Source organism: Streptomyces sp. TRM64462 (assembly GCF_013362995.1).
Lineage (GTDB): Bacteria > Actinomycetota > Actinomycetes > Streptomycetales > Streptomycetaceae > Streptomyces.
The window spans coordinates 1-24,782 of record NZ_JABWDV010000458.1 but is presented as its reverse complement, the minus strand read 5'-3'; the positions used below and the strand labels follow the sequence as shown (position 1 = coordinate 24,782).

Annotated in this window: 22 protein-coding genes and 1 pseudogene; 3 read left to right on the top strand and 20 right to left on the bottom strand. The window is 71.9% G+C overall.

All coding sequences use genetic code 11. The features are described 5' to 3' along the window. Window positions 1-64: 64 nt before the first annotated feature. Window positions 65-757 (top strand): DUF4190 domain-containing protein, encoded by a 693-nt coding sequence (locus HTZ82_RS30040; RefSeq protein ID WP_175412553.1) that lies wholly within the window; start codon window positions 65-67, stop codon window positions 755-757. A gap of 71 nt (window positions 758-828) precedes the next feature. Here HTZ82_RS30040 and HTZ82_RS30035 read toward each other — a convergent pair whose 3' ends face one another. From HTZ82_RS30035 to HTZ82_RS29990, 10 genes are all read right to left on the bottom strand, one after another. After that, window positions 829-1,038: a DUF397 domain-containing protein gene (locus HTZ82_RS30035; protein ID WP_175412552.1), complete on the bottom strand. Its 210-nt coding sequence runs from the start codon at window positions 1,036-1,038 to the stop codon at window positions 829-831. Continuing rightward, window positions 1,020-1,862 (bottom strand): DUF5753 domain-containing protein, encoded by an 843-nt coding sequence (locus HTZ82_RS30030; RefSeq protein WP_175412551.1) that lies wholly within the window; start codon window positions 1,860-1,862, stop codon window positions 1,020-1,022. Before HTZ82_RS30030 ends, HTZ82_RS30035 begins: the two co-directional genes overlap by 19 nt. A gap of 297 nt (window positions 1,863-2,159) precedes the next feature. Next, a complete protein-coding gene (locus tag HTZ82_RS30025) occupies window positions 2,160-4,349 on the bottom strand; it encodes a cation-translocating P-type ATPase (RefSeq protein WP_175412550.1) in 2,190 nt (729 codons plus the stop codon). A 2-nt stretch (window positions 4,350-4,351) separates the two neighbouring features. Then, window positions 4,352-4,669, bottom strand: coding sequence for a DUF1490 family protein (locus tag HTZ82_RS30020; protein ID WP_175412549.1), 318 nt, complete (start codon window positions 4,667-4,669; stop codon window positions 4,352-4,354). 122 nt (window positions 4,670-4,791) lie between these two features. Beyond that, window positions 4,792-5,712, bottom strand: a complete 921-nt coding sequence (locus HTZ82_RS30015; protein WP_175412548.1) for a metal ABC transporter permease — start codon at window positions 5,710-5,712, stop codon at window positions 4,792-4,794. Further along, window positions 5,709-6,680, bottom strand: coding sequence for a metal ABC transporter ATP-binding protein (locus HTZ82_RS30010; RefSeq protein ID WP_175412547.1), 972 nt, complete (start codon window positions 6,678-6,680; stop codon window positions 5,709-5,711). The genes HTZ82_RS30015 and HTZ82_RS30010 overlap by 4 nt, the downstream gene beginning before the upstream one ends. Before the next feature lie 17 nt (window positions 6,681-6,697). Continuing rightward, window positions 6,698-7,657 carry a metal ABC transporter solute-binding protein, Zn/Mn family gene (locus tag HTZ82_RS30005; protein ID WP_175412546.1) on the bottom strand — a complete coding sequence of 320 codons (960 nt, stop codon included), beginning with the start codon at window positions 7,655-7,657 and terminating at the stop codon, window positions 6,698-6,700. A gap of 120 nt (window positions 7,658-7,777) precedes the next feature. Then, complete coding sequence (locus HTZ82_RS30000) at window positions 7,778-9,844, bottom strand: iron ABC transporter permease (RefSeq protein WP_175412545.1); 2,067 nt, start codon at window positions 9,842-9,844, stop codon at window positions 7,778-7,780. Window positions 9,845-9,848: 4 nt separating this feature from the next. Beyond that, entirely contained in the window at window positions 9,849-10,832 is a 984-nt protein-coding gene (locus tag HTZ82_RS29995; protein WP_175412544.1) for an iron-siderophore ABC transporter substrate-binding protein, read from the bottom strand. After that, window positions 10,829-11,689: an ABC transporter ATP-binding protein gene (locus HTZ82_RS29990; protein ID WP_175412543.1), complete on the bottom strand. Its 861-nt coding sequence runs from the start codon at window positions 11,687-11,689 to the stop codon at window positions 10,829-10,831. Before HTZ82_RS29990 ends, HTZ82_RS29995 begins: the two co-directional genes overlap by 4 nt. 376 nt (window positions 11,690-12,065) lie before the next feature. Between HTZ82_RS29990 and HTZ82_RS29985 the strand changes: the two genes are divergently transcribed. After that, entirely contained in the window at window positions 12,066-13,265 is a 1,200-nt protein-coding gene (locus tag HTZ82_RS29985) for a S8 family peptidase (RefSeq protein ID WP_175412542.1), read from the top strand. Between the two features lie 56 nt (window positions 13,266-13,321). Here HTZ82_RS29985 and HTZ82_RS29980 read toward each other — a convergent pair whose 3' ends face one another. Beyond that, the gene (locus tag HTZ82_RS29980; protein ID WP_175412541.1) at window positions 13,322-15,097 is read right to left on the bottom strand and encodes an ABC transporter permease subunit; all 1,776 of its coding nucleotides are present in this window, start codon (window positions 15,095-15,097) and stop codon (window positions 13,322-13,324) included. A 3-nt stretch (window positions 15,098-15,100) separates the two neighbouring features. Next, complete coding sequence (locus HTZ82_RS29975) at window positions 15,101-16,627, bottom strand: ABC transporter substrate-binding protein (protein WP_175412540.1); 1,527 nt, start codon at window positions 16,625-16,627, stop codon at window positions 15,101-15,103. A 209-nt stretch (window positions 16,628-16,836) separates the two neighbouring features. On the opposite strand from HTZ82_RS29975, the gene HTZ82_RS29970 reads away from it, so the two are divergent. Next, window positions 16,837-17,088, top strand: coding sequence for a hypothetical protein (locus tag HTZ82_RS29970; RefSeq protein WP_254712212.1), 252 nt, complete (start codon window positions 16,837-16,839; stop codon window positions 17,086-17,088). A 63-nt stretch (window positions 17,089-17,151) separates the two neighbouring features. Here HTZ82_RS29970 and mshA read toward each other — a convergent pair whose 3' ends face one another. From mshA to HTZ82_RS29930, 8 genes and pseudogenes are all read right to left on the bottom strand, one after another. After that, the gene (mshA, locus tag HTZ82_RS29965; protein ID WP_309235777.1) at window positions 17,152-18,516 is read right to left on the bottom strand and encodes a D-inositol-3-phosphate glycosyltransferase; all 1,365 of its coding nucleotides are present in this window, start codon (window positions 18,514-18,516) and stop codon (window positions 17,152-17,154) included. Beyond that, window positions 18,513-19,370 carry a formate dehydrogenase accessory sulfurtransferase FdhD gene (gene fdhD / locus HTZ82_RS29960; RefSeq protein ID WP_175412538.1) on the bottom strand — a complete coding sequence of 286 codons (858 nt, stop codon included), beginning with the start codon at window positions 19,368-19,370 and terminating at the stop codon, window positions 18,513-18,515. The genes mshA and fdhD overlap by 4 nt, the downstream gene beginning before the upstream one ends. Window positions 19,371-19,423: 53 nt before the next feature. After that, a pseudogene (locus tag HTZ82_RS29955) lies at window positions 19,424-19,596 on the bottom strand (GTP 3',8-cyclase MoaA); the annotation flags it as partial. A gap of 16 nt (window positions 19,597-19,612) precedes the next feature. Further along, window positions 19,613-20,995, bottom strand: a complete 1,383-nt coding sequence (locus tag HTZ82_RS29950) for an L-serine ammonia-lyase (RefSeq protein WP_175412537.1) — start codon at window positions 20,993-20,995, stop codon at window positions 19,613-19,615. Window positions 20,996-21,063: 68 nt separating this feature from the next. Continuing rightward, the gene (glyA, locus tag HTZ82_RS29945; RefSeq protein ID WP_175412536.1) at window positions 21,064-22,338 is read right to left on the bottom strand and encodes a serine hydroxymethyltransferase; all 1,275 of its coding nucleotides are present in this window, start codon (window positions 22,336-22,338) and stop codon (window positions 21,064-21,066) included. After that, a complete protein-coding gene (locus HTZ82_RS29940) occupies window positions 22,335-22,772 on the bottom strand; it encodes a glycine cleavage system protein H (protein ID WP_175412535.1) in 438 nt (145 codons plus the stop codon). The genes glyA and HTZ82_RS29940 overlap by 4 nt, the downstream gene beginning before the upstream one ends. Further along, window positions 22,769-23,950: an NAD(P)/FAD-dependent oxidoreductase gene (locus HTZ82_RS29935; protein ID WP_175412534.1), complete on the bottom strand. Its 1,182-nt coding sequence runs from the start codon at window positions 23,948-23,950 to the stop codon at window positions 22,769-22,771. Before HTZ82_RS29935 ends, HTZ82_RS29940 begins: the two co-directional genes overlap by 4 nt. A gap of 206 nt (window positions 23,951-24,156) precedes the next feature. Then, a partial coding sequence (locus tag HTZ82_RS29930; RefSeq protein ID WP_254712211.1) for an RHO alpha subunit C-terminal catalytic domain-containing protein occupies window positions 24,157-24,782 on the bottom strand: 626 nt, incomplete at its 5' end.

The window sequence follows — 24,782 nt, the reverse complement described above, 5'->3', positions numbered from 1 at the left end:
GCGAGAACCGATACCGGCACGCCGTCGCAGACCGACTCACACAATCGCCCGGGGGGGCTCTTCCTTGTCTCACGTTCCGCCGCAGCCTGTTCAGCCGGACCTCGCGGCACCCCAGCCGCCCAAGAGCAACGGCCTGGCCACGGCCGGCCTGGTCCTCGGCATCCTCGCCATCGTCGTCAGCTTCATCCCCATCGTGAACGTGATCGTGTGGCCGCTGGCGATCCTCGGCCTGATCTTCGGCGGCATCGGGCTCGCCAAGTCGGGGAAGGTCGGCAAGGGCAAGGGGCCGTCGATCACCGCCCTGGTCACGTCGATTCTCGCGATCGTGATGTTCTTCGTCATGAACGCCGTGTTTTTCAAGGCGGTCGACGAGGCGGTCAAGGAGACCCAGAAGGAGCTCGACAAGTCCTTCGACTCCGCGAAGGTCGAGGACGGCAGCAAGGGCTCGGACGCCAACCCGGTCCTGAAGGACTTCCGCGTCTCCAAGTGCGCCGTCGTCACCGGCGAACTGGGCAAGGAACTGACGCTGCACATCGACTACACCAACAACGGCGACCGCCGCTACAACTACTTCCTGGAGGGCGAGGTCCTCGCCGACGGAAAGAAGGTCAGCGACTTCATGTCCACCGCGGACAACCTGGCGCCGAAGCAGACCTTCACGGACAAGGACGCGGGCATCCTGGTGAGCGGGGAGAAGCTCGAAGGCGCCAAGAAGGTGGAGTGCAAGGTCGTCACGGCCAACCGCAACGACTTCTGACGCATTGCTGCCCCCGACCGGTACCGGTGGTCGGGGGCAGCAATGCGTACGTGAGAGGCGCGCCGGCCGGCTCAGCGAGCCAACCGCCCGCCCCTGACCGCGCCGACGAACGCGGCCCAACCGCCCGCCGGGAACACGAGTACGGGGCCGTTCGGAGTCTTGCTGTCGCGTACAGGGACAACGGTCGTGAAGTCGTCGGAGATCTCGACGCACTGACCACCGTCCGGGTTGCTGTAGGAGCTCTTGCGCCAGTTCACGGCACTCAGATCGATGGGTCGCACGGCACTTCCTCCAACATGGCAAGGATGAACTTCCGCGACTCAGCGGGTGAGAGCGCCAGGTCGCGCATCGCATCGTATGCGCGCTGCAGGCGCTCAACCAGCGTGTTCTCCTCGATGAGTTCGCCACGGTGTGCGTTTTCCGTGTAAGCCACAGTACGCCCATCCACCAGGCGCAGGAACATTACGTCGCTGCTCACCAGTCCATGTAGGCCAACATCAAGCGGCAGCACCTGCAGGGTCACGTTCGGGTGGCGCGCCATCTCCACCACATACTCCAGTTGCTCTCGCCACGCCTCGACATCACGCAAGGGCGTTCGCAACACCGCCTCCGACAGGATCGTACGGAACGGCGGCGCGTCCTCGCCGTCCAGCAGATCGCGTCGGCCCATCCGGGCCTTCACCTGCCGCTCCAGCTCCTCGCCCTTGTAGCCCCCGACCACCAACACGTCCCGCGCGTACCCCGGCGTCTGCAACAACCCCGGGAGCACGCTCACCGCGAAGTGCCACAGGCTCACCGCCTCCCCCTCCAGCGCCATGTACCGCCGGTACTGCTCCTTGAACTGCGTGCGGTCCCCCGCCGCCAGCTCCCACAGCGTGACGAACAGGCCCGGCGTCCCGTAGTGCTGGTCGAGCGCCTCGACCACCTCCGGGCCACCCAGCGTGTCCCCTTTCTCCATCTTTCCGAACAGGGACCAGTCCCAGCCCAGCCGTTCGCCGAGTTGGCGCAGGCTGTGGCCGCGCTCCAAGCGCAGGCGCCGCAGCTCCTCCGCGAACCGTTGACGTGGTTCCTGGCTCCTGCCCGTGATCACTCGCCGCTTTCCCATGGCTTTCCCCTCCGAGTGGGCTCGGTCTCCGTGGAAGGTGTGGAACGAACGCGGTACGGCGGGGAACGTCAGCCCGCCGACGACACTTGCAGCCCCTGCCGGACACACCCTGGTAGTGCCTGAACTACGCACCGTAGCCCGGCAGTCGTGCTGCACGCGTGGAATCTGATGAAATGCACCGGAAAGTGGCACTCGCCCCTGTTGCCCCGCCTCTGGCGACCCGGCCGGCACGCGTTGTCAGTGCCGGAGCGGCTCGCCCGGTCCCTCAGCAGTCCGCCACTTCGTCAGAGCGCCGGGTCAGGGGACCCGGCGGGCCTCCAGAGGTGCCGCTGTCGGTTCTTCGCCTGTCGGGTGCGGGAGGTGGGGGGTGTGGTTGACCAGGCGCGCCGAGTTGGCGACGACGGCGATGCTGCTGGTGTTGTGCAGCAGGGCGGCGGCGACGGGGTTGATGGAGCCGCCGGCGCCCGCGACGAGGCCCAGCAGATTGACGCCGATGGCCAGGCCGTAGTTCTGGCGGACCACCCTCAGGGTGTGACGGCTGAGTTCGACGACGGCCGCGACCTGCCGGAGGTCGTTGCCCGCCAGGGCGATGTCGGCGGTCTCCAGGGCGACGTGCGAGGAGTGCTCGCCCATGCTGATGCCCACGTCGGCGAGGGCGAGTGCGGGGGCGTCGTTGGTGCCGTCGCCGACCATGGCGACCGTGTGGCCCTCGGCACGGAGGTCGCGGATCAGCTGGAGCTTGCCCTCGGGCAGGGCGTGCGCGTGGACCTCGGTGATGCCGAGCGAGTCCGCGACGACCTGCGCGGTCTCGGGGGCGTCGCCGGTGAGCAGGATCAGCCGGGACACGCCGAGGTCGCGGAGCTGCCGGATGACGGTGCCCGCTCCCGCGCGTACGGCGTCCGACACGCCGAGGATGCCGATCAGGTTCTCGTCCTGGGCGATGCAGATGACCGTCTCGCCGCCGGACCGCAACCGCTCGGTCCAGCCCTGGGCCTCGTCGGTCGGCTCGACGCCGTGCTGGCGCAGCAGCGCGGGGCTGCCCACGAGGAGGCGGGTGCCGTCCAGTTCGGCGCGCATGCCCATCCCGAGGACGACCTCGCACGCCTGGTGGATGGGTACGTGCAGGTGCTGCTGCTCCGTGTGGGCGACGATCGCCTGTGCCAGCGGGTGCCGGGCGTGCAGCTCGCCGGAGGCGGCCAGGCGGAGCACGTCGTCGGCCGTGAAGAGGTCGCTGAGGCTCACCACGCTCGTCACGAGGGGCTTGCCGAAGGTGAGGGTGCCGGTCTTGTCGAAGACCACGGCCGTGACACGGCCGACGCCCTCCAGGTGGGTGCCGCCCTTGATGAGGGTGCCGCGCCGTGCGCCGTTGCCGATGGCGGCGCTGATCGCGGTGGGCGTGGCGAGGCCCGCGGCGCAGGGGCAGGCGATCAGCAGCATGGTCATCGCCCGGCGGGCGTCCCGGGTGAAGGCGTACGTCAGGGCCGCCACCGCGAAGGAGACGGGCACGAAGCGGCGGGTGAACCGTGTGGCCACCGTCTGGATCGGCGCCCGGTCGGACTGGGCCTCCTCGACGCGGGTGATGATCCGGCCGACCGTGGTGTCCCGCCCGACCTGGTCGGCGCGGACGGTGAGCGAGCCCGAGGTGACGATCGTCCCGGCGTAGACGTGACTGCCCTCGCGGGCGTAGACGGGCAGGGCCTCGCCGGTGACGGCCGCCTGGTCGACCAGTGCCTCGCCGGACAGGACGTGTCCGTCGACGGGGACGCGGTGGTGCTCGTACACGGCGACGACATCGCCCTGCGTCACCTCGTCGAGCGCGACCTCGACCTCGACGCCGCCCTCGCGTACGACCCAGACGCGTTCCTCACCGATCGTCAGCAATTCTTCGATGGCGCGCCGGGTGCGGCGCAGGGTGAGGGTCTGGAGGAACTCGCCGATGTTCAGCAGCCACAGCACGGTGAGCGCGACCACGTTCTCGCGCAGCACGAGCGAGATCAGCGTGGCGGCGGAGACCAGGGTGTCCGTACCGGGTGAACTGCGGCCGCGCAGCGAGCGCAGCGCGCCCCGGAAGAACGGCAGCCCCGTGAACAGCACCGTGAGCACGCCGCCCGCGCCGGACGAGCCGAACCGGAACCGAGGCCTGACCAGCAGTCGGCGCACCGCCACCAGCGCCAGCACGGCGCCGCCCACGACGAGCCGCGCCAGCTCGCCGGTGGACGAGTCCGGGACGGACCGGGTCGGTTTGGCGGGCGCGGACGGCGGCGGGGCCTCTTCGAGCGCGCCGACCAGCCGGTCGACATCGAGGAGGTCGGGGGTCATCCAGATGATGACGCTGCCGGTGCGGGGGAAGACGCGCAGCGCGCGGAAGCCGCTGACACCGGCCAGCCGCTCGTCGACCAGCCCCGCGCTGCCGGGATGCGCCCGCAGCCACGGGACGGTCAGCCTGGCCCGGCCGGCGGCGACCGAGCGGACGGTCACCTCGGACATGATCAGTGCTCGTGTCCGTGGTCGTGTTCGTGGGTCTCGACCTTGACGGCGGAGGGCGGCGGTGCCTCCTCGCCCAGGCTCGTCCGCGCCTCCGCGAGCATGTCACCGGCCTTGAGCCGGGCCTCCTCGGCGGCCGAGGAGAGCCAGCGCCCGGCGACGATACCGCTCGCGATCCCGCCGACGAGGGCCTTGCGGGCCGCCGACGTGCCGTCCGGCAGCCGCTGGGAGAGACCCCGGATGATCAGGCCGCCCACCACTCCTGACGCCGCGTAGTGGGCGAGACGGCCGGCCGCTGCGCCGGCGACAGCCATGGGATGCATGAGGCGCTCCTTCCGGATCGGCGTCGGGCCTCTGCCTGGACGGCGGACGCCACGACCTTCAGGGGCCTGAGGGTTCGGGATCGGTTCGGTGATGTGGGCCTTGTGACCGCGCGGCCCCACCTTCAGTCTGCGCCCGCACTTCGCGTCCGGGCGAGTCGGAGGCCCCGCTTCGTGCCGTACAGGCGGCAGGTGAGATAGATCAGGAAGGAGATCGTCGTGACGTACGGGGAGACGGGGACGCTGCTGCCGAGGGAGAGCAGCATGCCTCCCTCCATGGCCACGAGCGCGAAGACGACGCTCAGGACGGGCAGCAGCACGGCCGAAGCCGTGACCCGAGCCGCCGCGGCGGCGGGCGTGACGAGCAGCGACAGCACCAGCAGAGCGCCCACGATCTGCACGCACAGGGCCACCGCCAGCCCGAGGACCAGCATGAACGCCAGGGACAGCGCGCGTACGGGCACACCGCGGGCCTCCGCGACCTCCGGGTCGACGCTGGCGAAGGTCAGCGGCCTCCACAGCAGCATCAGGGCGAGGAGCACCACTGCGGAGGTGCCGGCGAGCCAGGTGAGCTGGGGGGTGTCGACGGCGATGATCTGGCCGGTCAGCAGACCGAACTTGTTCGCCGCCCGGCCTTGGTAGAGCGACAGGAAGAGCACGCCGAGGCCCAGTCCGAACGGCAGGATGATGCCGATGACGGAGTTGCGGTCCCGTGCCCGGACGCCGAGGACGCCGATCGCGGCGGCGGCCAGCAGGGAGCCGACGATGGACCCGGCCACGACGTTCAGGCCGAGCAGCAGCGCCGCGGCGGCTCCTGCGAAGGACAGTTCGCTGATGCCGTGCACGGCGAACGGCAGATCCCGCATGAGCACGAAAACGCCGGCGAGCCCTCCGACGAGCCCGAGCAGCACGCCGGCGACCAGGGAGCTCTGGACCAGGACCAGCAGATCTCCGTAGTCGCCGAAGTCGAAGACCTCCCGCCACAGGCCGCGGCGGTCGTCCTGCGCGACGCCGGCCGCGTCCGCGAAGGGCGCGGGTCCCGTCATGTCCGTCCGCCCTCGACGGTGCCGGGGCCATTGCCGTTGCCGGGGCCATTGCCGTTGCCGTTGCCGGTCGGCCCGTTCCCGTGGTTGTGGGTCATGGCGGCGTCGGGTGCGCCGACGACCACCACGCGGTCCCTGACCCGCACGACGTCGACCCGCGTCCCGTACAGCTCGGACAGGGTGGACGTGGTCATCACCTGGTCCGGCGGGCCGATCCGGAATCCGCCAGGAGCCAGATAGAGCACCCGGTCCACCATCCCGAGCACGGGGTTGATCTCGTGCGTCACGAAGACGACGGCCGTGCCGGCGGTCCGCCGCCGCTGATCGATCAGCCCGGTCACCGCGCGCTGGTACTGCAGGTCCAGGGACAGCAGCGGCTCGTCGCACAGCAGGACGCGCGGGTCCGTGGCGAGGGCCTGGGCGACACGGACGCGCTGCTGTTCGCCGCCGGAGAGCCGGCCGAGGGGTACGTCCGCGAACGACGCCGCCCCGACCGCCTCCAGGAGTTCGTCCGCGCGGTGCCGGCGGTCCGCGCGGCGGCGGGCGGGCCGGGGGCCCCACCGGTGCCCGTCCATGCCGAGCCGTACGACGTCCCGGGCCCGCACCAGGGTGTGCGCGGGCAGCGCCCGGTGCTGCGGAACGTACCCGATGTCCCGCCCCACGTTCCCCGGAGCGCGGCCGAGCACCGTGACGGAGCCCGCGGTCAGCCGGCGCAGGCCCAGGACCACGCGCAGCAGGCTGGTCTTGCCGGAGCCGTTCGGGCCCAGCACCGCCAGGAACTCGCCGGGCCACACGTCCAGGTCCAGCCCCTGCCACAGCACCCGGCCACCGTAGGCGAGCGTTCCGCCGCGCAGGCTGATCACCGGGGCGGCGCCGCCTGCGTCACTGCGGGCCTCGCCGCGGGCCTCGCGGCGGGCCTCGCCGCGGGCGCTGCGATCGTGGAGCGGCGCGATGGCCTCCGTACGGTCCATGGCGTATCCGGTGGCGGCTACTTCTCCAGGGCGCGCCGGAGCGCGTCCACGTTGGCGGTCATCCAGGCGACGTAGTCCTTGCCCGGGGGCAGCGTCTCGGTGACGGGGACGACCGGGACTCCGTGGTCCCGGGCCGCCTGCTCCACCCGCTCGGTCTGCGGGCTCGACGTCTGCTCGTTGTGGACCAGCACGTCTGCCGTAGCGTCGGCGAACAGGCCGAGCGTCTCGCGCAGGACTCGTGGGGAGACCTCCTCGCCTTCCTCGACCGCCTCGCTGAAGGCCGGCGGCGTGACGTTCCGCAGTCCGCACGCCTCGATCATGTACAGCGGTACGGGCTCGGTGACCGCGACGGCGGTGCCCCCGTGCTCGTTCTTGATCCGCGCCTCCTCGGTCTGGACGGCCCGCAGCTCCTCCTTGAACGCCGTGGCGTTCTTCCGGAAGACGTCGGCATCCGCCGGGGCGGCCTTCGCGAGGGCGTCGGCGATACGGTCGGCGAGCCGGCCCATGGTCGGCAGGTCGTACCACACGTGCTCGTTGAACTCGCCGCCGTCGTCCGGGGCCTTGCCGGACACCTCCACGGCGTTGACGACCTCGGCCGAGGAGTTCCGCGCGCCGCGCAGCATCTGGCCGACGAAGTCGTCGTAGCCGCCGCCGTTCTCCACGACGACCTTCGCCCGGGACAGCTCCAGCTGGTTGCGTGTCCCCGCCTCGTACGCGTGCGGGTCCTGCGCCGGGTCGCTGATGAGCGAGACCACCCTGACCAGGTCTCCGCCGACGCGCTCCGCGACGTCCCCGTACACGTTGGTCGAGGCGACGACCGGGACAGCGGCGGACGGTGTGGGCTCCGCGGGAGCGGTGGTCGGAGCGATGGTGGGAGCGGTGGTGGGCGTCCCCGCGGCCCCGCATCCGCAGAGCCAGAGCGACGCGAGCACGACCCCGGAGAGGAGCACCGGGCCGCGGCCTGAGAACACGCGCATGAGCGGTCCTCCCGCAAGGCGAAACCGAAACGGTTATCACATGAATTGTCCCGCTGTCGGCGCGGGCCTTCCACCGGAGCGCGCGGTACCGCGGGCGGCTTCCTCGCGGACGCGCGTGCGCTACCGGCGGCTGCGTACCAGGAGGTGGAGAAAGTACGGCGTGCCGATCACGGCGGTCATGAGGCCGGCGCCGAGCTGGGCGGGTGCGATCACGGTGCGGCCCACCAGGTCCGCCGTGCAGACGAGGAGGGCGCCGAGGAGTACCGCGACCGGCACGACCCGGGCGTGCTGCCGGCCCACCAGGGCCCGGGCCGCGTGCGGTGCGACGAGTCCCACGAAGCCGATCGTGCCGGCGGCGGCCACGGCGGTGGCGCTGAGCAGGACGCTCAGGACGAGGAAGCCGAGGCGGCTGCGTCCCGGGTCGAGTCCGAGGAGCCGCGGGGTGTCCTCGTCCAGTGACACCAGGTCGAGTTCCGTGCGCCGCGTCACCGCGAGGGTCACGCCGACGGCGAGCACCGCCGCGAGGGGCACCACGTCCGGGAGGGTCCGGCCGTAGGTGGAGCCCGACAGCCAGGTGAGCGCCTTCGTCGCGTTGAAGGGGTCGGTGAGGATGATGAGCAGACTGATCAGGGCGGATGCCCCGGTGGCGACACCGAAGCCGACGAGGACGAGACGGTTCTGCTGGAACCCGCCCCGCGCGGCGAGCCCGAAGACGAGGACGGAGCTGGTCGCGGCGCCCGCGAAGGCCGCACCGGCCACGCCCCAGGGGCCCGCCAGGGGCACGGTCGTGACCAGGAGGACGGCGCCGAGCGCGGCCCCGCCGGAGACGCCCAGGACACCGGGTTCGGCGAGCGGATTGCGGGTCACGGCCTGGACGAGCGTCCCGGCCAGGGCGAGTGCCGCGCCCGCGAGGAGGGCGGCGAGGACGCGCGGCACGCGGGTGTCGAGGACGAAGGTGATGGTCTGCCCGGCGCGGCCCTGGGCCCAGTTCATCACGTCGCCCAGGAGCAGTGTGGCGTCGCCGAGCAGGACGGCGGCGATCGTCACGCCGACGAGCACGGCGGCCAGGACGGCCGCGGTGGTGAGGAAGACGGCCCTGCTCCGGATGCGCAGCCGGTCGGAGGCGGCGGCACCGGCAGTGTCCCGCACCCTCGTCGCCATCACGATCAGGAAGACGGCGCCGGCGAGGCTGGTGACGACGCCGGTCGGCACGGCGACCGCGACGTCCGCCGGCACGACGGCGCGCAGCAGTACGTCCGAGCCGAGGACGAGCGCCGCACCGGCCAGGCCGGCCGTCGGAACGCTCGCCCGGGTGCGGGTGAACGCGCGGAACCTGCGGGTGAGGGGCCGGACGAGGGCGGGGGCGCACAGGCCGACGAAGCCGATCGGTCCGGCGAGGGTGACGGCCGCCGTGGAGAGCAGGGCCGAGAGCACGACGGCGGTGACGCGGGTGGCGCGGACGGGGACGCCGAGGCCGCGGGCGGCGTCCTCGCCGAGGGCCAGGGCGTCGACGCGGCGGGCGATGAGCAGCAGCCCGGCGAGGCCGGCGAGCCCGACGGGCGCCATCTGGAGCACGCCGTCGAACCCGTTCTGGGAGATGCTCCCCTGGTTCCACGCGTAGAGGCCCTGGGTCTGCTGGGGGAACAGCAGGAGCAGCCCCTCGGTGACGGCGATGAGGCCGAGGGTGAGGGCGCTGCCCGCGAGGACGAGCCGGACCGTGCCGGCGCCCAGGCCGGACAGCCCGAGCACGACGGCGGCCGCCGCGAGGCCGCCGGCGAACGCGACGCCGGAGGACGCGAGCAGCGGCAGCGAGACGCCGGTGGCGGCGGCCAGCCCGAGGGCCAGGTACGAGCCGGCGTTGACGGCGAGGGTGTCGGGCGACGCGAGGACGTTGCGGCTGACCGCCTGCAGGGCGGCGCCCGCCATGCCGAGCACGACGCCGACGAGCAGCCCGGCGGCCATGCGCGGCAGCCGCGAGGCGACGACGACGGACGCGTCGGCGGGGTCGGCCCGGCCGGTGAGCGCCTTCCAGACCTCGGGGGCGCCGACCGCGGCCGTGCCCTGGGTGAGGTCGACCAGCGCGAGGGCGGCGACCAGCAGGACCAGGGCGGCCGTCACCGCGGCCGCGCCCGTCCGGGACGTGGCCGGCGACGGACGGGTGGCGGGGGTTGTCGCGGTGACGGCCATGGTGCTACTTCTTCGTCAGGGCGATGATCGAGTCGATGTACTTGTTCATCGACTCGGGACCGCCGAACATCCAGATGCCGTCGGGCAGGCGGTGGACATTGCCCTTCTTCACGAACGGCAGCGAGGTCCACACCTTGTCCTTGGCGAGCACGCCGGTGAACGGGGTGCTGTTCTTGTCGCCCGCGTTGCCGATGTAGGCGAAGTGCACGTCGGCGCTCAGCTTGGTCAGGCCCTCGACGTCGGTCGTGCCGAGGCCGTATGCCGGGTCGCCCTTGACCGTCCAGTCGTTCTTCAGGCCGAGCCGCTCGTTGACAGCGCCGATGAGCGAACCGCTGGTGAAGGGGCGGATGGAGGCCTGGTTGGAGACCACGTAGCCGTCGGCGAACGCGACCTTCGCGCCGGCGAGGCCGGCGCCGGCGAGGGCCTTCTTGCCCTCCTCGATCTTGGCCTCGAACGTCTTCTTGAGCTCGGTGGCCCTCTCGGTGGTACCGGTGGCCTGGGCGAGCAGGTCGAGGTTCTTCGTCATCTGGCCGATCGGGTCGGCCGCGTCGGCGGACTTGACCTCCACCACCGGGGCGACGTCGCGCAGCTGCTTGACGGCGGCCGGGGGCAGGTCGGTGCTGGCGACGATGAGGTCCGGCTTCAGTGCGGCGATGGTGTCCATGCTCGGCTCACCGCGGGTGCCGATGTCCTTCGGCTCGTTCCTCAGCGGGACCGCGGAGTCCCAGGTCTTGTAACCCTTGACGTCGGCGACGCCGACGGGGTCGACGCCCAGCGAGACCAGCAGCTCGACCTCGTGCCACTCGGTGCCGACGACCTTCTTGGCGGGGCCGTTCAGTACGACGTCCTTGCCGGAGGCGTCGGTGAGGGTGATCTTCTCGGCGGTCTTCTTCGCCTTGTCGTCGGCGGCGGGCTCGGTCGTCCCGCAGGCGGTCAGGGTGAGGGCCGCGGCGGTGGCGGCCGCCGCGGTGAGGAGGAGGCGTCTCATGAGGGGGTACTGAGCCTTTCGCTTCGCGTGTGGTGCCGGCCGATCGCGCGGGTGCGCAGTCGGCCGGTGAGGGGGTCGGTGTCGACGTCGACGCGGATGCCGTACGTGTCGGTCAGCCGCTCCGCCGTCAGCACGTCCTCGGGGAGGCCGTCGGCGACGATCCTTCCCGCGTGGAGCAGGACGATCCGGTCGGCGACGGCCGCGGCCTGGTCGAGGTCGTGCAGGACGGCGCCCACGGCGATGCCGTGGTCGTCCGCCAGATCGCGCATGAGGTCGAGGAGTTCGACCTGATAGCGCAGGTCCAGGTAGGTGGTCGGCTCGTCGAGGAGGAGTACGCCGGTCTCCTGTGCGAGGCAGCCGGCGAGCCAGACCCGCTGGAGCTGCCCGCCCGAGAGGTGTTCGGCTCCCCGGTCGGCGAGTTCCGCGACGCCCGTCAGGGCGAGTGCGCGGTCCACCGCGGCGGGGCCGTCCGGGTCGGCCTTGCCCCAGCGGCCCCGGTACGGGTAGCGGCCGAACTCGACGACGTCGCGAACGGTCAGCCCGCTGGGCGTGGGCCGCCCCTGCGTCAGCAGGGCCACGCGGCGTGAGAACTCACGGGGGCTCAGCGCGAGGCCGTCGGTGTCGGCGTCGATGACGAGTGCGGCGGTCCTGGGCCGCTGCAGACGTGCGATCGTGCGCAGGAGCGTCGACTTGCCGCTGCCGTTCGGTCCGACCAGGACGGTCACATGGCCGGGCCGCAGCGTCATCGAGGCGTCGTGGACGACGTCGACGCCTTCGTACGCCACGGTGACGCCCGTGGCCGAGAGTTCATGACCGCGGGGCCGGGCGGCCGCGGAGGTCTCTTCAGCAGCTTGCACGCAGCAGAGGTTAGCCTAACCTAATCCAAAGCCGAAATGGCCCCATCGGTCGGACGCAAGTCGAAATCCCGCCAAGCCCGCAACGCATCCCGGCACACGCTGCGCCTTCGCGCACGACTTCCGGCGCGGATCGCTCCGGAGCGCTCCAAGTCGCTCCGGATCGGTCCACACCCCTTGCCCCGCATGAAGTGACCATGCCAAGGTTGCGGCCGCGCCCCGCCCCACCGGACACACCGTGCCGGCGGTGCATCGGCGCGCACCACCGGTGAACGGCCTGACCACCCGTCGACCGGAGCCACCCGGAGACCCCGGGCGGCTGCACACCGCACGGCCCGTCATTGCCCGTAACCCGGACAACGAAAGGTCTGGTTGACCGATGAGATCCCCCGCGCGACCACTCCGCGCGCTCATTTCCGCCACCGCTCTCGCCGCAGGACTTCTCGCGGCCTCCCCCGCGTCCGCGGCGCCCACTCCGGACGTCCGCCTCGCCCCCGCGGCCACCGCGATATCCGACGGCTGGATCGTGGTCCTCAAGGACACGCCCAAGGCGTCCGTCGACGCCGCGGCGCGCGACCTCGCCGCCGCGCACGACGCCGACGTCACCCATGTGTACCGCTCCTCGGTCCGCGGCTTCGCGGCGAGGACCACCGCCGCCCAGGCGCACCGGCTCGCCGCCGATCCCCGCGTCGCCTACGTCGAGCAGGACTCCCGGGTCCGCATCAACACCACCCAGTCGAACGCCACCTGGGGCCTCGACCGCATCGACCAGCGACAGCTTCCGCTCGACGGCTCGTACACGTACAACACCACGGCGTCCGGTGTCCGCGTGTACGTCATCGACACCGGCGTCCGCGTCAGCCACAGCGAGTTCGGCGGCCGGGCGAGCATCGGTACGGACACGATCGGAGACGGCCAGAACGGCGAGGACTGCAACGGCCACGGCACCCACGTCGCCGGAACCGCCGCCGGATCGACCTACGGTGTCGCCAAGGCCGCCTCGATCGTCGGCGTCCGCGTCCTCGACTGCAACGGCTCGGGCACCATCTCCGGTGTCGTCGCCGGCGTGGACTGGGTGACCGCCAACGCCGTCAAGCCGGCCGTGGCGAACATGAGCCTCGGCGGCGGCGCCAACTCCACCCTCGACGCCGCCGTGCAGAACTCCATCACCTCCGGCGTCACCTACGCCGTGGCCGCGGGCAACGGCAACCAGGGCGGCCGGGCCCAGGACGCCTGCAAGTACTCCCCCGCCCGCGTCCCCGAGGCCCTCACGGTCGGCGCGACCGACAAGACCGACACGAAGGCGTCCTGGTCCAACTACGGCACCTGCCTGGACATCTTCGCGCCCGGTGTGGGCATCACCTCGGCCTGGAGCACCGGCGACGACGCCACCACCACCATCAGCGGCACGTCCATGGCGAGCCCGCACGTCGCAGGCGCCGCCGCGCTGTACCTGGCCGACCACCCCTCGGCCACCCCGGCGCAGGTCGGTGACGCCCTGAGCGCCAACGCCACCACCGGCGTCGTCCAGAGCGCCGGCAGCGGCTCACCGAACAAGCTGCTGTACTCGCTCTTCTGACCGGAAGCCGTACACCGAGGGCGTGCCCCCGAGCGATCGGGCGGCACGCCCTCCGTTCAGGAGGCCGCGCCTGACCGGCGCGTACCGCTCCGTCCCGACGGTGTGGCGGACACGGCGAGAACCGACAGCAGGACGAGCGCGCCGGCCGGGGCGAGGACGGTCCAGGGCGCCAGTTCCCCGTACGGCTGGTTCTCCGACAGCAGGCGCCCCCACTCCGGGGTGGGCGGCTGCTCGCCCAGGCCCAGGAAGCCGAGGGAGGCCAGGACGAGGACCGTGGTGGGCAGCCGCAGCAGGGCGTTGCGCAGGAGCGCGGGCAGGACCGCGGGCAGCAGGTGGTGGCGCAGCAGATACCGCGGGCCGGCGCCGAAGGAGACCGACGCGAGCAGGTGACCGCTCGCCCGTTCCTCCTCCAGCAACGCGGCGGCCTGGGCGGCGTACGGCGTCCAGGCCACCAGGCAGACCGCGCACGCGGCACCCCACACGGAGGGGCCGGTCACCGCGGTCGTCAGCAGTCCCGCGAGGACGGCCGGCAGCGTGGACGCCACCTCGGTCAGGCCCGCGCCGACCCGCGCCGTCAGGCCGACGAGCAGCCCGGCGGCGGCGCTGACCGCGGTCACCGCGAGGGCCACACCGGCCGTGCGCAGCGCCCCGTGGCCGAGCCGGGCCAGCAGGTCACGGCCGAGGGAGTCCGTACCGAGCGGGTGCGCGGCGGACGGCGGCATCAGCCGGGCGGCCGTGTCCACGTGCAGGGGATCGCGCAGCAGTCCTGCCACGACCAGGGTGAGCAGGGCGGCGGCGCAGAGTGCGGCGACCCGGCGGGGGGAGCGCCGTCGCGGGAGGGCCGGCTGGTGCAGGGTGGCCAGCGCGCCGTCGCGCAGGGCGGGGCCGAGCAGGGCATGGCGCAGGGCCTGCAGGAGGCGGCCGGCGGTGACGCCGAGCAGGACCAGGAACAGCGTCGCCGTCTGCAGCGGCGGGAGGTCCTGGGCCATGGCGGCGTCCAGGGCGAGCCGGCCGAGCCCCGGGATGTTGAAGATCTTCTCCACCGCGACCGCGCCGCCGACCAGGGCGACGACGGTCGGCAGGAGCTGCGGGAGTACACCGGCCAGCGTACGGCGCAGCGCGTTCCGGGCGGTGAGGCCGGAGGGGAATCCGTAGGCGCACCAGGTGCGCGCCCAGGGCTCGTTGAAGGCGGCGGGCAGCGCCTGGTCGAGCAGCCCGCCGATCACCGCTCCGGACGGGACGCCGAGGGCGAGCGCGGGCAGCACCATCGACTGCGGTCCCTCCCAGCCGCTGGAGGGGAACCAGTCGAGCCATACCCCGCAGACGGTGGCGAGGAGCGAGGCGAGCAGGAACTTGGGCAGGGCGGCGAGGACGGCGGCCCCGGTGCCCGCGCGAACCCGGTGCAGCCGCCGCCGGGAGCCGAGGTACAGGGTGCGGGCGCTGACCAGTGCGGCCACCGCGACGGTGACCGCCAGCGCGCCGAGCATCAGGGTGAGGGAGACGGCGAAGGCGGAGGCCACCTGGGGCAGGACCGGCTCGCCCGACACCCAGGAGGTGCCGGCGTCGCCGCGCGGCAGCCCGCCGAGCCAGTGCACGAGGTGGCTGAACGGTCCTTCGTCCAGGCCCAGCTGCTCGCGTACGGCGGCCAGTTGGGCAGGAGTCGGGTCCTGGTCGGCGGAGAGGGCCCGGAGGACCGTCAGCGCCGGGTCGGTACCGGACAGCCAGGGCAGCAGGGCGACGGCCGTCAGCAGGGCGGCCCCCGCGACGAGGCGGCCGACGCCCGTGGGCCACCGGGCAGGGCGGGCGCCGGTACGTGCCGGAGTCACGCTCATCGACTACTTCAGGCGCGTGTCGACGTCGATCAGCGCCCGCTCGCGGGGGTCGAGCAGCACGCCTGTGACGTCGGGGCTGACGCCCTGTACGACCTTCTCGTGGACCAGCGGCACGACCGCGTCCGTGCGCAGGATCTCCGCTTCGGCCCGCATGGTCTTCCGGTGCCGGACGGCCGTGTCGCCCTCCGCGGCGGCGGCCTTGATGGCCTGGTCGACGCGGGTGTCCTTCAGTCCGGCGATGTTGTAGACGCCGTCGCTGGTGTAGTCGCTCGCGAGGTACGCGACCGCGTCACCGGTGTCGAGGAGCGTCACCCGGGAGAAGACGAGCGCGTCGTACCGGCCCGCGAGGAGGTCGGCTTCCATCTGCGTGTATTCGCGCACGTCCTGCGTGACGGTGAACCCGGCCTTCTCCAGCTGCTGCTGGAGGACGGTCGCGGCCTCGGGCAGTTCGGCGCGGTTGGTGTAGGTGGCCAGGCGCAGCGTGCGTCCCTTGGTCTTGACCTTGACCTGCTGCACGGTCGCGGCCTGGGCGCGGCCGGTCACCGCGACGCGGTCGCCGGCCGCCCAGGGGACCGCGGGCCCGAACAGGCCCTGGGCCGGGTCGGCGTAGCCGCCGAACACCGAGTCGACGAGGGCGGAACCGTCCACGGCCTCGCGGGCGGCGGCGCGGAGGGCGGCGTCGGTGAAGATGCCGCTTCGCGTGTTGAGGACGAGGCTGTCGGTCCGCACGGAGGGCACCTCGTGGCGGGCGTTCCCGGCCAGCAGCCCGGCCTGTGCGGTGGGTATCCACTCGGCGATGTCGACGTCGCCGCCGCGCAGGGCGTTGGCGCGGGCGGCGCCGTCGGAGATCCAGGTGATGTCGATGCCGGACGACTTGGCCTTGCCGCCCCAGTGGCCGTCGTAGCGGTCGAGCGTGGCCTTGGTCTTCCCCGTGAGCTTCGTGATCTCGAAGGCGCCGGTTCCGGTGCCGACGGGGCTGACGGTGCCGTCCTTCGCGTACGCCTTGGGGGCGAGGATGCCCAGCGCGGGACTGGCGAGGCGCAGCGGGAGGACCGGGTCGGGCGTCTTCGTCGTGAGCGTGACGGTGTCGGCGTCCTCGGCCTTGGCGGTGAGGGTCACGTCGCTGAGGACGCGGGGCTTGGGCGTGGCGGCGGCCGCGTGGTCGAGCGCGTTGACGACGGACGCGGCCGTCACCGCAGTCCCGTCCTGGAAGTCGGCCTTGCGGAGTTCGAAGGTCCAGGTGGTGTCGTTCTTCCGCTGCCAGGACTTCGCGAGGGCGGGTGCGGCGGCGCCGTTCTCGTCCAGCGCGGTGAGTCCTTCCGCGACGGAGAGCTTGCTCAGCACGGTGGCGTCGTTGCTGTACGGCGAGAGTGCCTGCACCGGGGGCACCGCGAGAGCGACCCGCAGCCGGCCGCCGGACGCGCCCTGCGCTCCCGCGCCCGAGCCGCCTTCGCCCGGCGCGAAGCAGCCGGCCAGCAACGGGGCGATGGCGAGGACCGCGAGGAGGCCACGGGAGGTGGTCGTGCGCATGGGGATCCTGTCGTACGGGAGGGGACGGTCATGCCCCGGCACCGGTCGCGGCAGCAGGAGCCGCGCCAGTCTATGAGGTAAGCCTCACCAAACTTCGACCGGGTAGGTGAACGCTCAACAAACCACGGTGCGGGGCGACTGCGGGGCGACCATGGGCGGGACGCCGAGACGCGAAAGCTCCGGATCTACGGCTGCCGGTGGCCGTCCTCGTGGGGGACCATCGCCGTCGCATCGCCTACGACCGCGCCGCGGGCGAACGCGTGGAGATCTGCTGCGAGGGCGGCATCGGTCGGACCGGCACGGGGCTCTCCACGATCTGCGTCTTCGAGGGCATGAATCCCAAGGAGGCGGTCCAATGGGTGCGGCAGCACTACCACTCCCGTGCGGTCGAAGTACCGTGGCAACGGCGTTTCTCCGCCAGGTCCACGCCGCCGACGCGTCCGGCTCGGGGCGATGAGTGACCTTCCCCTCGGTGTCGGCAGGTGGACGCCCGTCCGTGTGGTGAGGGCGGTCAGGCGGGGGAGTCACGAGATGCGGCGGAGCCTGCGCTCCCGCAGGGCCGCGGTGTACACGTTCGCCGTCGTCGCCGCGGCCGTATCCCAGCCGAAGGAGCGGGCGTGCTGGACTGCCGCCTCCCCCATCCGGCTGGAACCCGCGGGATCGTCGGCGAAGCCGGACAACGCCTCCGCGTAGTCCACCGGATCGTGCCCTGGTACGAGGACGCCGCTCACCCCGTCCTTCACCGCCACCGGCAAGCCGCCGACCTCAGCAGCGATCACAGGGGTGCCGCAGGCCTGCGCCTCGACGGCCACCAGGCCGAAGGACTCGCTGTAGGAGGGCATGACCAGAACGGACGCCGCCCGGTACCAGTCGGCGAGCTGGTCCTGGCCGACCGGCGGCCGGAACAGCACGACGTCGGAGATGCCGAGGCGGGCCGCCAGCTTCTGCAGTCCTTCGGGCTCGGCCAGGCCGCTGCCGCTGGGCCCGCCCACGACCGGCACCACGATCCGCTCACGCAGCCAGGGCCGCTCGTCCAGCAGCCGGGCCACCGCGCGCAGCAGTACGTCCGGCGCCTTCAACGGCTGTATGCGGCCCACGAACAGCGGGATCAGCGCGTCCTGCGGCAGGCCGAGCCGGGACCGGGCCGCGGCCCGTCCGGCCTCTGTGCCCCGGGCGCCGGGCCGGAAGCGCTCCAGGTCGACACCGGGGTGGACGACGGCGACCCGGCCGGGGTCTGCGTCGTAGTGGCGGAGCAGATCGTCCGCTTCCTTTTCGGTATTCGCTATCAACCGGTCGGCGGCCCGTACGACGTGGGTCTCGCCGAGCACGCGGGCGGCGGGCTCGGGGGTGTCGTCGTCGGCCAGTTCGGCGTTCTTGACCTTGGCCATGGTGTGCATGGCGTGGACGAGCGGGACGCCCCAGCGCTCGGCGGCGAGGCGGCCGACGTGGCCGGAGAGCCAGTAGTGGGAGTGGACGAGGTCGTAGTGGCCGGGGTGGTGGCCGGCCCAGACCTGCGTCACGCCGTGCGTGAAGGCGCACAGCCGGGCCGGGAGGTCCTCCTTGGCCAGACCTTCGTACGGTCCGGCGGCCACGTGCCGTACCAGAACTCCCGGCGTGAGCTCGACGCTGGGCGGGAGCTCGGCGGAGGTGGCCCGGGTGAAGATCTCCACCTCGATGTCGATGGCGGCGAGGCGCTTGGCGAGCTCGACGATGTAGACGTTCATGCCGCCCGCGTCGCCGGTACCGGGCTGGTGCAGCGGTGAGGTGTGCACGCTGAGCATCGCGACACGGCGGGGGCGGCTGCAAGCGCGGGATGGCCGCGATCGGGGCGGGCCGACGAGGGTGTTGACGTGGCTACGGCTGCGCGGGAACTCTTCGAGCCGGGTCACGTACCCGCTCCCGCCGATGCCCCGGCTCGCAGGTCGAGGCGCTGCTCGCCCGCGTACACGTTCATGGAGCCGCCGCGCAGGAAGCCGATCAGCGTGAGCCCCGTCTCCACCGCCAGGTCCACGGCGAGGGAGGACGGCGCCGAGACCGCCGCCAGCACCGGGATGCCCGCCATCACCGCCTTCTGGGCCAGCTCGAACGACGCCCGCCCGGACACCAGCAGAACGGTTCGGGACAACGGCAGTCGGTCGGACCTCAGCGCGCGGCCGATCAGCTTGTCGACGGCATTGTGCCGGCCGACGTCCTCCCGGACGTCCAGCAGTTCCCCCTCGGGCAAGAACAGTCCGGCGGCATGCAGTCCACCGGTGCGGTCGAACACCCGCTGCGCGGCCCGCAGTCGGTCGGGCAGGGCAGTCAGCAGCCCGGGCGTGACGCGGACCGGAGGCGTGTCGGCGATCGGCCAGCGCGCAGTGGTCCGTACGGCGTCCAGACTGGCCTTGCCGCACAGGCCGCACGACGACGTGGTGTACACGTTCCGTTCGAGCGTGATGTCGGGCAGCGGTACGCCGGGGGCGAGGTGCACGTCGACGATGTTGTAGGTGTTCGAGCCGTCCTGCGTGGCGCCCGCGCAATACACGATGTTCGACACGTCCTCGGCCCGGCTCACGACGCCCTCGCTGACCAGGAAGCCGGCGGCGAGCGCGAAGTCGTCCCCGGGGGTGCGCATGGTGATCGCCAGCGGCTTGCCGCGGAGCCGGATCTCCAGTGGCTCCTCCGCCACCAGCGTGTCGGTGCGCGTGCTCGGCGCGCCGTCCCGGATGCGCAGCACGCGCCGCCGCTCGGTGACCCGTCCCATGGCCTCACTCCCCGCTCTGTCTGTGGACGTCGTTGCGCTCTCCGCCCGGGGCGTCAGCCGCCGATGGCCGACATCGGCCGGTCGGGCTGCCGGAACGACGGCTCGTCGAGGCCGGAGCCGGCCTTCTTCCCCCACATCGCGCGCTGCCAGAGCCGCGCGATCTCCTCGTCCGGCGCCCCGGAGCGCAGCGGTTCGCGCAGATCGGACTCCTCCCGGGCGAACTGACCGGACGCGTCCGGCTCTCAGCACTCGATGACGTTGACGGCGAGGCCGCCGCGGGCGGTCTCCTTGTACTTGACCTTCATGTCGGCGCCGGTCTCCTTCATGGTCTTGATGACCTTGTCGAGGGAGACGTGGTGCCGGCCGTCGCCGCGCAGGGCCATCCGGGCGGCCGTGACGGCCTTGACCGCGGCCATGCCGTTGCGCTCGATGCACGGGATCTGGACCAGGCCGCCGACCGGGTCGCAGGTCAGGCCGAGGTTGTGTTCCATGCCGATCTCGGCGGCGTTCTCGACCTGTTCGGGGCTGCCGCCGAGCACCTCGGCGAGACCACCGGCGGCCATCGAGCAGGCTGAGCCGACCTCGCCCTGGCAGCCGACCTCGGCGCCGGAGATGGATGCGTTCTCCTTGAAGAGCAGGCCGATGGCGCCCGCCGCGAGCAGGAAGCGGACGATGCCGTCCTCGTCGGCGCCCGGCACGAAGTCGAGGAAGTAGTGCAGGACAGCGGGGATGATGCCCGCCGCGCCGTTCGTCGGAGCGGTGACGACTCGGCCGCCCGCGGCGTTCTCCTCGTTGACGGCCATCGCGTAGAGGGTCACCCATTCCATGGCGCGGTCCGCCGGGTCGCCCTCGCTGCGCAGCGCCCGAGCCGCCGCCGCGGCCCGCCGACGGACCTTCAGACCGCCGGGGAGGATGCCCTCGCGGTCCAGCCCCCGGGAGACGCAGGCCTCCATGACGCGCCAGATCTTCAGCAGGCCCGCGCGGATCTCGTCCTCGGTGCGCCAGGCCTTCTCGTTCTCCAGCATCAGCGACGCGATCGACAGGCCCGTCTCCCGCGTCAGGCGCAGCAGTTCGTCGCCCGTGCGGAAGGGGTACTTCAGGACCGTGTCGTCGGGCTTGATCCGGCCCGCCCCGACGGCGTCCTCGTCGACGACGAAGCCGCCGCCCACCGAGTAGTACGTCTTCTCCAGCAGCGGCACCCCGTCGGCGTCGTACGCGAAGAGGATCATGCCGTTGGCGTGGTACGGCAGTGAGCGCCGACGGTGCAGGACCAGCTGGGTCGAAGCGTCGAAGTCGATCTCGTGGGCCGGGCCGATCTCGGCACCGAGGAGGCGGATGCGCCCGGTGCCGCGGATCCGCTCGACGTCCACGTCGGCCTGGGCGACGTCGACCGTGTGCGGCTCATAGCCCTCCAGGCCGAGCAGCACGGCCTTGGGAGTGCCGTGGCCGTGGCCCGTGGCACCGAGGGAGCCGAACAGTTCCGCCCGTACAGCGGCGGTCTGGGCGAGCACGCCGTCCTGCTTGAGCCGGGCGACGAACATCCCGGCGGCGCGCATCGGACCGACGGTGTGCGAGCTGGACGGGCCGATGCCGATGGAGAACAGGTCGAAGACGCTGATTGCCACGCCATACTCCGGGGGATGGGCGGGGCGTGCCGAGCGGTCACGGGCACACCCCTGCGGGAGGTTGTCGGTTACAGACCGGGGTACAGCGGGTGCTTGTCGGCCAGGGCCCTGACCCGGGCCTTGAGCGCTTCGGCGTCGGCCGCCCCGAAGGGAGAAGGCGCCTTCAGCGCCTCGGCGATGACGTCCGCGACCTCGGCGAAGTCCTCCGCCTGGAAGCCGCGGGTGGCCAGGGCCGGGGTGCCGATCCGCAGACCGGACGTCACCATCGGCGGGCGCGGGTCGTTCGGGACGGCGTTGCGGTTGACCGTGATGCCGACCTCGTGGAGGCGGTCCTCGGCCTGCCGGCCGTCCAGCTCGGACTCGCGCAGGTCGACCAGGATCAGATGCACGTCCGTGCCGCCGGACAGCACGTTCACCCCGGCTTCACGGGCGTCGGCGGCCGTCAGCCGCTCGGCGAGGATCTTCGCGCCCTCGACCGTACGGCGCTGACGCTCCTTGAACTCCTCCGACGCGGCGACCTTGAAGGACACCGCCTTGGCCGCGATCACATGCTCCAGCGGGCCGCCCTGGAAGCCCGGGAAGACGGAGGAGTTCAGCTTCTTCGCGAAGTCCTTCCTGGCGAGGATGATGCCGCCGCGCGGCCCGCCGAGGGTCTTGTGGGTGGTGGAGGTGACGACGTCCGCGTACTCGACGGGGTTGGGGTGCAGCCCGGCCGCGACCAGCCCCGCGAAGTGGGCCATGTCCACCCACAGGTACGCCTGGACCTCGTCTGCGATCCGCCGGAACTCGGCGAAGTCCAGCTGACGCGGATACGCCGACCAGCCCGCGATGATCACCTTTGGCCGGTGCTCCTTGGCCAGGCGCTCCAGCTCCGCCATGTCGACCAGACCGGACTCGGCGTCCACGTGGTACGGAACCACGTGAAACTGCTTGCCCGAGAAGTTGATCTTCATACCGTGGGTGAGGTGGCCACCGTGGGCCAGGTCCAGGCCCAGGATCGTGTCGCCGGGCTGGGCCAGGGCAAAGAGGGCGGCCTGGTTGGCGGAGGCCCCCGAGTGGGGCTGGACGTTGGCGTACTCGGCGCCGAACAGCTCCTTGATCCGGTCGATGGCGATCTGCTCGGCGACGTCGACGTGTTCACAGCCGCCGTAGTAGCGCCGTCCCGGGTAGCCCTCGGCGTACTTGTTCGTCAGGACCGAGCCCTGCGCCTCCAACACGGCGACGGGCGCGAAGTTCTCCGAGGCGATCATCTCCAGGGTCGACTGCTGACGCTCCAGCTCGGCATCGACCGCGGCGGCCACCTCCGGGTCGAGCTCGTGCAGAGGCTGGTTGAACAGGGTCATCGGCGGTCTCCTTGAGTGTGGGCACAGTGGGCGGCGTAGGCCTCGGGGGTCAGCGCGCCGGTGATGTTCTCGACCCGCAGACGGAACAGCCAGCCGCCGGTATAGGGAGCGGCCTTGACGACGCCGGGGTCGCCGGCCAGCACGGGGTTGACTTCCAGCACCCGGCCCGAGGCGGGGGCGTACAGGCCGCTGACGGCGGTCCGTGACTCGATGTGTCCGCAGTTGTCCCCCGCCTCGACCCAGGAGCCGACCGCGGGGAGACGGAGGTCGACCACGTCACCGAGGGCCTTCGCCGCGAACGCGGTGATGCCGACAGTGGCGTTGCCCTCGTCCACGACGAGCCACTGGTGGTCCCAGGTGTACCGCAGGTGCCGCGGAATGCTCGTGGCGGTCTCTTCTGCGGATTCCCGGCGGAGTCGAGGCGCGGAGGTCATGACACGACGGCCGCGGTGGCGGGGACGAGGGTGCGGCGGAGCCGGTTGAAGAACTTCGGCTGGTTGAGGGAGAGCACGGCGACGGGGGTGCCCTCGCGCCGGTAGACGGCCGTGAAGGCGCGGCTGTCGATGTCGCCCTCGACGACCTCGGGCTCGGCGCCGGGGGCGACATGTCCGGCGACCTGGATGCGGACCTGGTACTGGTCGGACCAGAAGTACGGCGGGGTGACCGGGGCGGGGGCCGGCACACCGGTCAGCAGTGTGCGGGCGGCGGGCTTCGCCTGCTCGGTGGCGTTGCTCCAGTGCTCGACGCGGGCGTGCCGTCCGGTGAACGGGTTGGGGCAGCGGGCGACGTCACCGACGGCGACCACGCCGGGGACACCGGTCGAGCAGCCGGAGTCGCACACCACGCCGTCGTCCACCCGCACGCCGGAGCCGGCGAGCCAGTCGGTGTTGGGCCGCACGCCCACACCGGCCACGACGATGTCGGCGGGCAGCACACGCCCGTCGGCCAGCCGTACTCCGGTGACGCGGTCCTCGCCGAGCAGTTCCGCCACGCCGGTTCCGCACAGCAGCCGAACGCCGTGATCGCTGTGGAGCGAGGAGACCACCATTCCCATCTCGCATCCGAGTTGGCGCTCCAGGGGTACGGGGAGCGCCTCGACGACGGTGACGTGGAGCCCGAGATGGTGTGCGGTGGAGGCCACCTCGGCGCCGATGAACCCGGCGCCGATGACGACGACCCGGGGCAGGCCGTCGAGCAGTTCGGCGCGCAGGGCCTGGGCGTCGTCCAGGGTACGCAGGGTGTGGACGCCCGCCAGGCCGTCGGCGCCGGGGAGAGTCCGGGGGCTGGCGCCGGTCGCTATGACCATGCCGTCGGTGCGCACATGCCGTCCTCCGGCCAGGGTGACGGTGCGGGCGACGGGGTCGAGCCGCACGGCGCGCTCGCCGAGCAGCCAGTGCACGTCCAGGACCTCGTACTCGTCGGCGTCGCCGAGCGCGAGCCCCTCGGCGTCGATGTCGCCCTTGAGGAAGTCCTTGGACAGCGGGGGGCGGTCGTAGGGAGTGTGGCGCTCCTCCCCCACGACGACGATCTCGCCGTCATAGCCCTCTGCGCGCAGCGCGCGGACCGCGCTCAGTCCTGCCAGCGACGCTCCGACGACGGTGATGCTCCTCATGCCGGCTCCAGACGGGGAGTTGTCTCACATGACACAACAAGATTCGCTATACGCAACATCCTCTCCGTGCAGTGCGAGCACTGTCAAGGGAGGTGTCCGATATCAATTTCTGATGATGCTCTACGTTGCGCGATTCGCAACCTGATGGCCCGCCCACCTGCCGGAGGGGCCGCCACAGCAGGTGGGCGGGCGTTCTCGGGGTGGGGTCAGTGCGAAGGACGCGCCTCCAGCTTGTTCTGCAGCCAGGCGTGGAACTCGCCGATGTGGTGCTCACTGGGCACCAGCACGCCACCCTTGGCGTACGCCTTCGAGCTCATCGCCGGCTGCGTGCGCTCGCAGGCGTCGAAGTCCTGCCGATTGACCCGGTGGAACAGCTCCACCGAACGCTCCACGTCCTTGCCGCTCTCCACGACGTGCGGCAGGTACAGCCAGTCGCACTCGACGACCGTGCGGTCGGGTGCCATCGGATACATGCGGTGGAAGATCACATGGTCGGGGACGAGGTTGACGAAGACCTGCGGCCGTACGGTGATGGCGTAGTAGCGGCGATCCTGGTCCTCGGCCACGCCCGGGATGCGGTCCAGGCCCTCGGAGCCGTCGACGGTGAAGCCCTGGACGTCCTCACCGAACTCCGCGCCGTGACCCACGTAGTACTGGGCGGCGTATCCGTCCGCGAACTCAGGGAGCACCTCGGTGAGTTCGGGGTGAATCGTGGCGCAGTGGTAGCACTCCATGAAGTTCTCGATGATGAGCTTCCAGTTCGCCTTCACGTCGTAGGTGATCCGCTTGCCGACGGAGAGGTTCTCGATGCCGTAGCGCTCGATCGACTCGA

Excerpts from the sequence above, each read along its gene's own strand:
- HTZ82_RS30030 (WP_175412551.1), bottom strand. The coding sequence starts at position 1,862 with ATGGGAAAGCGGCGAGTGATCACGGGCAGGAGCCAGGAACCACGTCAA.
- HTZ82_RS30025 (WP_175412550.1), bottom strand. The coding sequence starts at position 4,349 with ATGTCCGAGGTGACCGTCCGCTCGGTCGCCGCCGGCCGGGCCAGGCTG.
- HTZ82_RS30020 (WP_175412549.1), bottom strand. The coding sequence starts at position 4,669 with ATGCATCCCATGGCTGTCGCCGGCGCAGCGGCCGGCCGTCTCGCCCAC.
- HTZ82_RS30015 (WP_175412548.1), bottom strand. The coding sequence starts at position 5,712 with ATGACGGGACCCGCGCCCTTCGCGGACGCGGCCGGCGTCGCGCAGGAC.
- HTZ82_RS30010 (WP_175412547.1), bottom strand. The coding sequence starts at position 6,680 with ATGGACCGTACGGAGGCCATCGCGCCGCTCCACGATCGCAGCGCCCGC.
- HTZ82_RS30005 (WP_175412546.1), bottom strand. The coding sequence starts at position 7,657 with ATGCGCGTGTTCTCAGGCCGCGGCCCGGTGCTCCTCTCCGGGGTCGTG.
- HTZ82_RS30000 (WP_175412545.1), bottom strand. The coding sequence starts at position 9,844 with ATGGCCGTCACCGCGACAACCCCCGCCACCCGTCCGTCGCCGGCCACG.
- HTZ82_RS29995 (WP_175412544.1), bottom strand. The coding sequence starts at position 10,832 with ATGAGACGCCTCCTCCTCACCGCGGCGGCCGCCACCGCCGCGGCCCTC.
- HTZ82_RS29985 (WP_175412542.1), top strand. The coding sequence starts at position 12,066 with ATGAGATCCCCCGCGCGACCACTCCGCGCGCTCATTTCCGCCACCGCT.
- HTZ82_RS29980 (WP_175412541.1), bottom strand. The coding sequence starts at position 15,097 with ATGAGCGTGACTCCGGCACGTACCGGCGCCCGCCCTGCCCGGTGGCCC.
- HTZ82_RS29975 (WP_175412540.1), bottom strand. The coding sequence starts at position 16,627 with ATGCGCACGACCACCTCCCGTGGCCTCCTCGCGGTCCTCGCCATCGCC.
- fdhD (WP_175412538.1), bottom strand. The coding sequence starts at position 19,370 with ATGGGACGGGTCACCGAGCGGCGGCGCGTGCTGCGCATCCGGGACGGC.
- glyA (WP_175412536.1), bottom strand. The coding sequence starts at position 22,338 with ATGACCCTGTTCAACCAGCCTCTGCACGAGCTCGACCCGGAGGTGGCC.
- HTZ82_RS29940 (WP_175412535.1), bottom strand. The coding sequence starts at position 22,772 with ATGACCTCCGCGCCTCGACTCCGCCGGGAATCCGCAGAAGAGACCGCC.
- HTZ82_RS29935 (WP_175412534.1), bottom strand. The coding sequence starts at position 23,950 with ATGAGGAGCATCACCGTCGTCGGAGCGTCGCTGGCAGGACTGAGCGCG.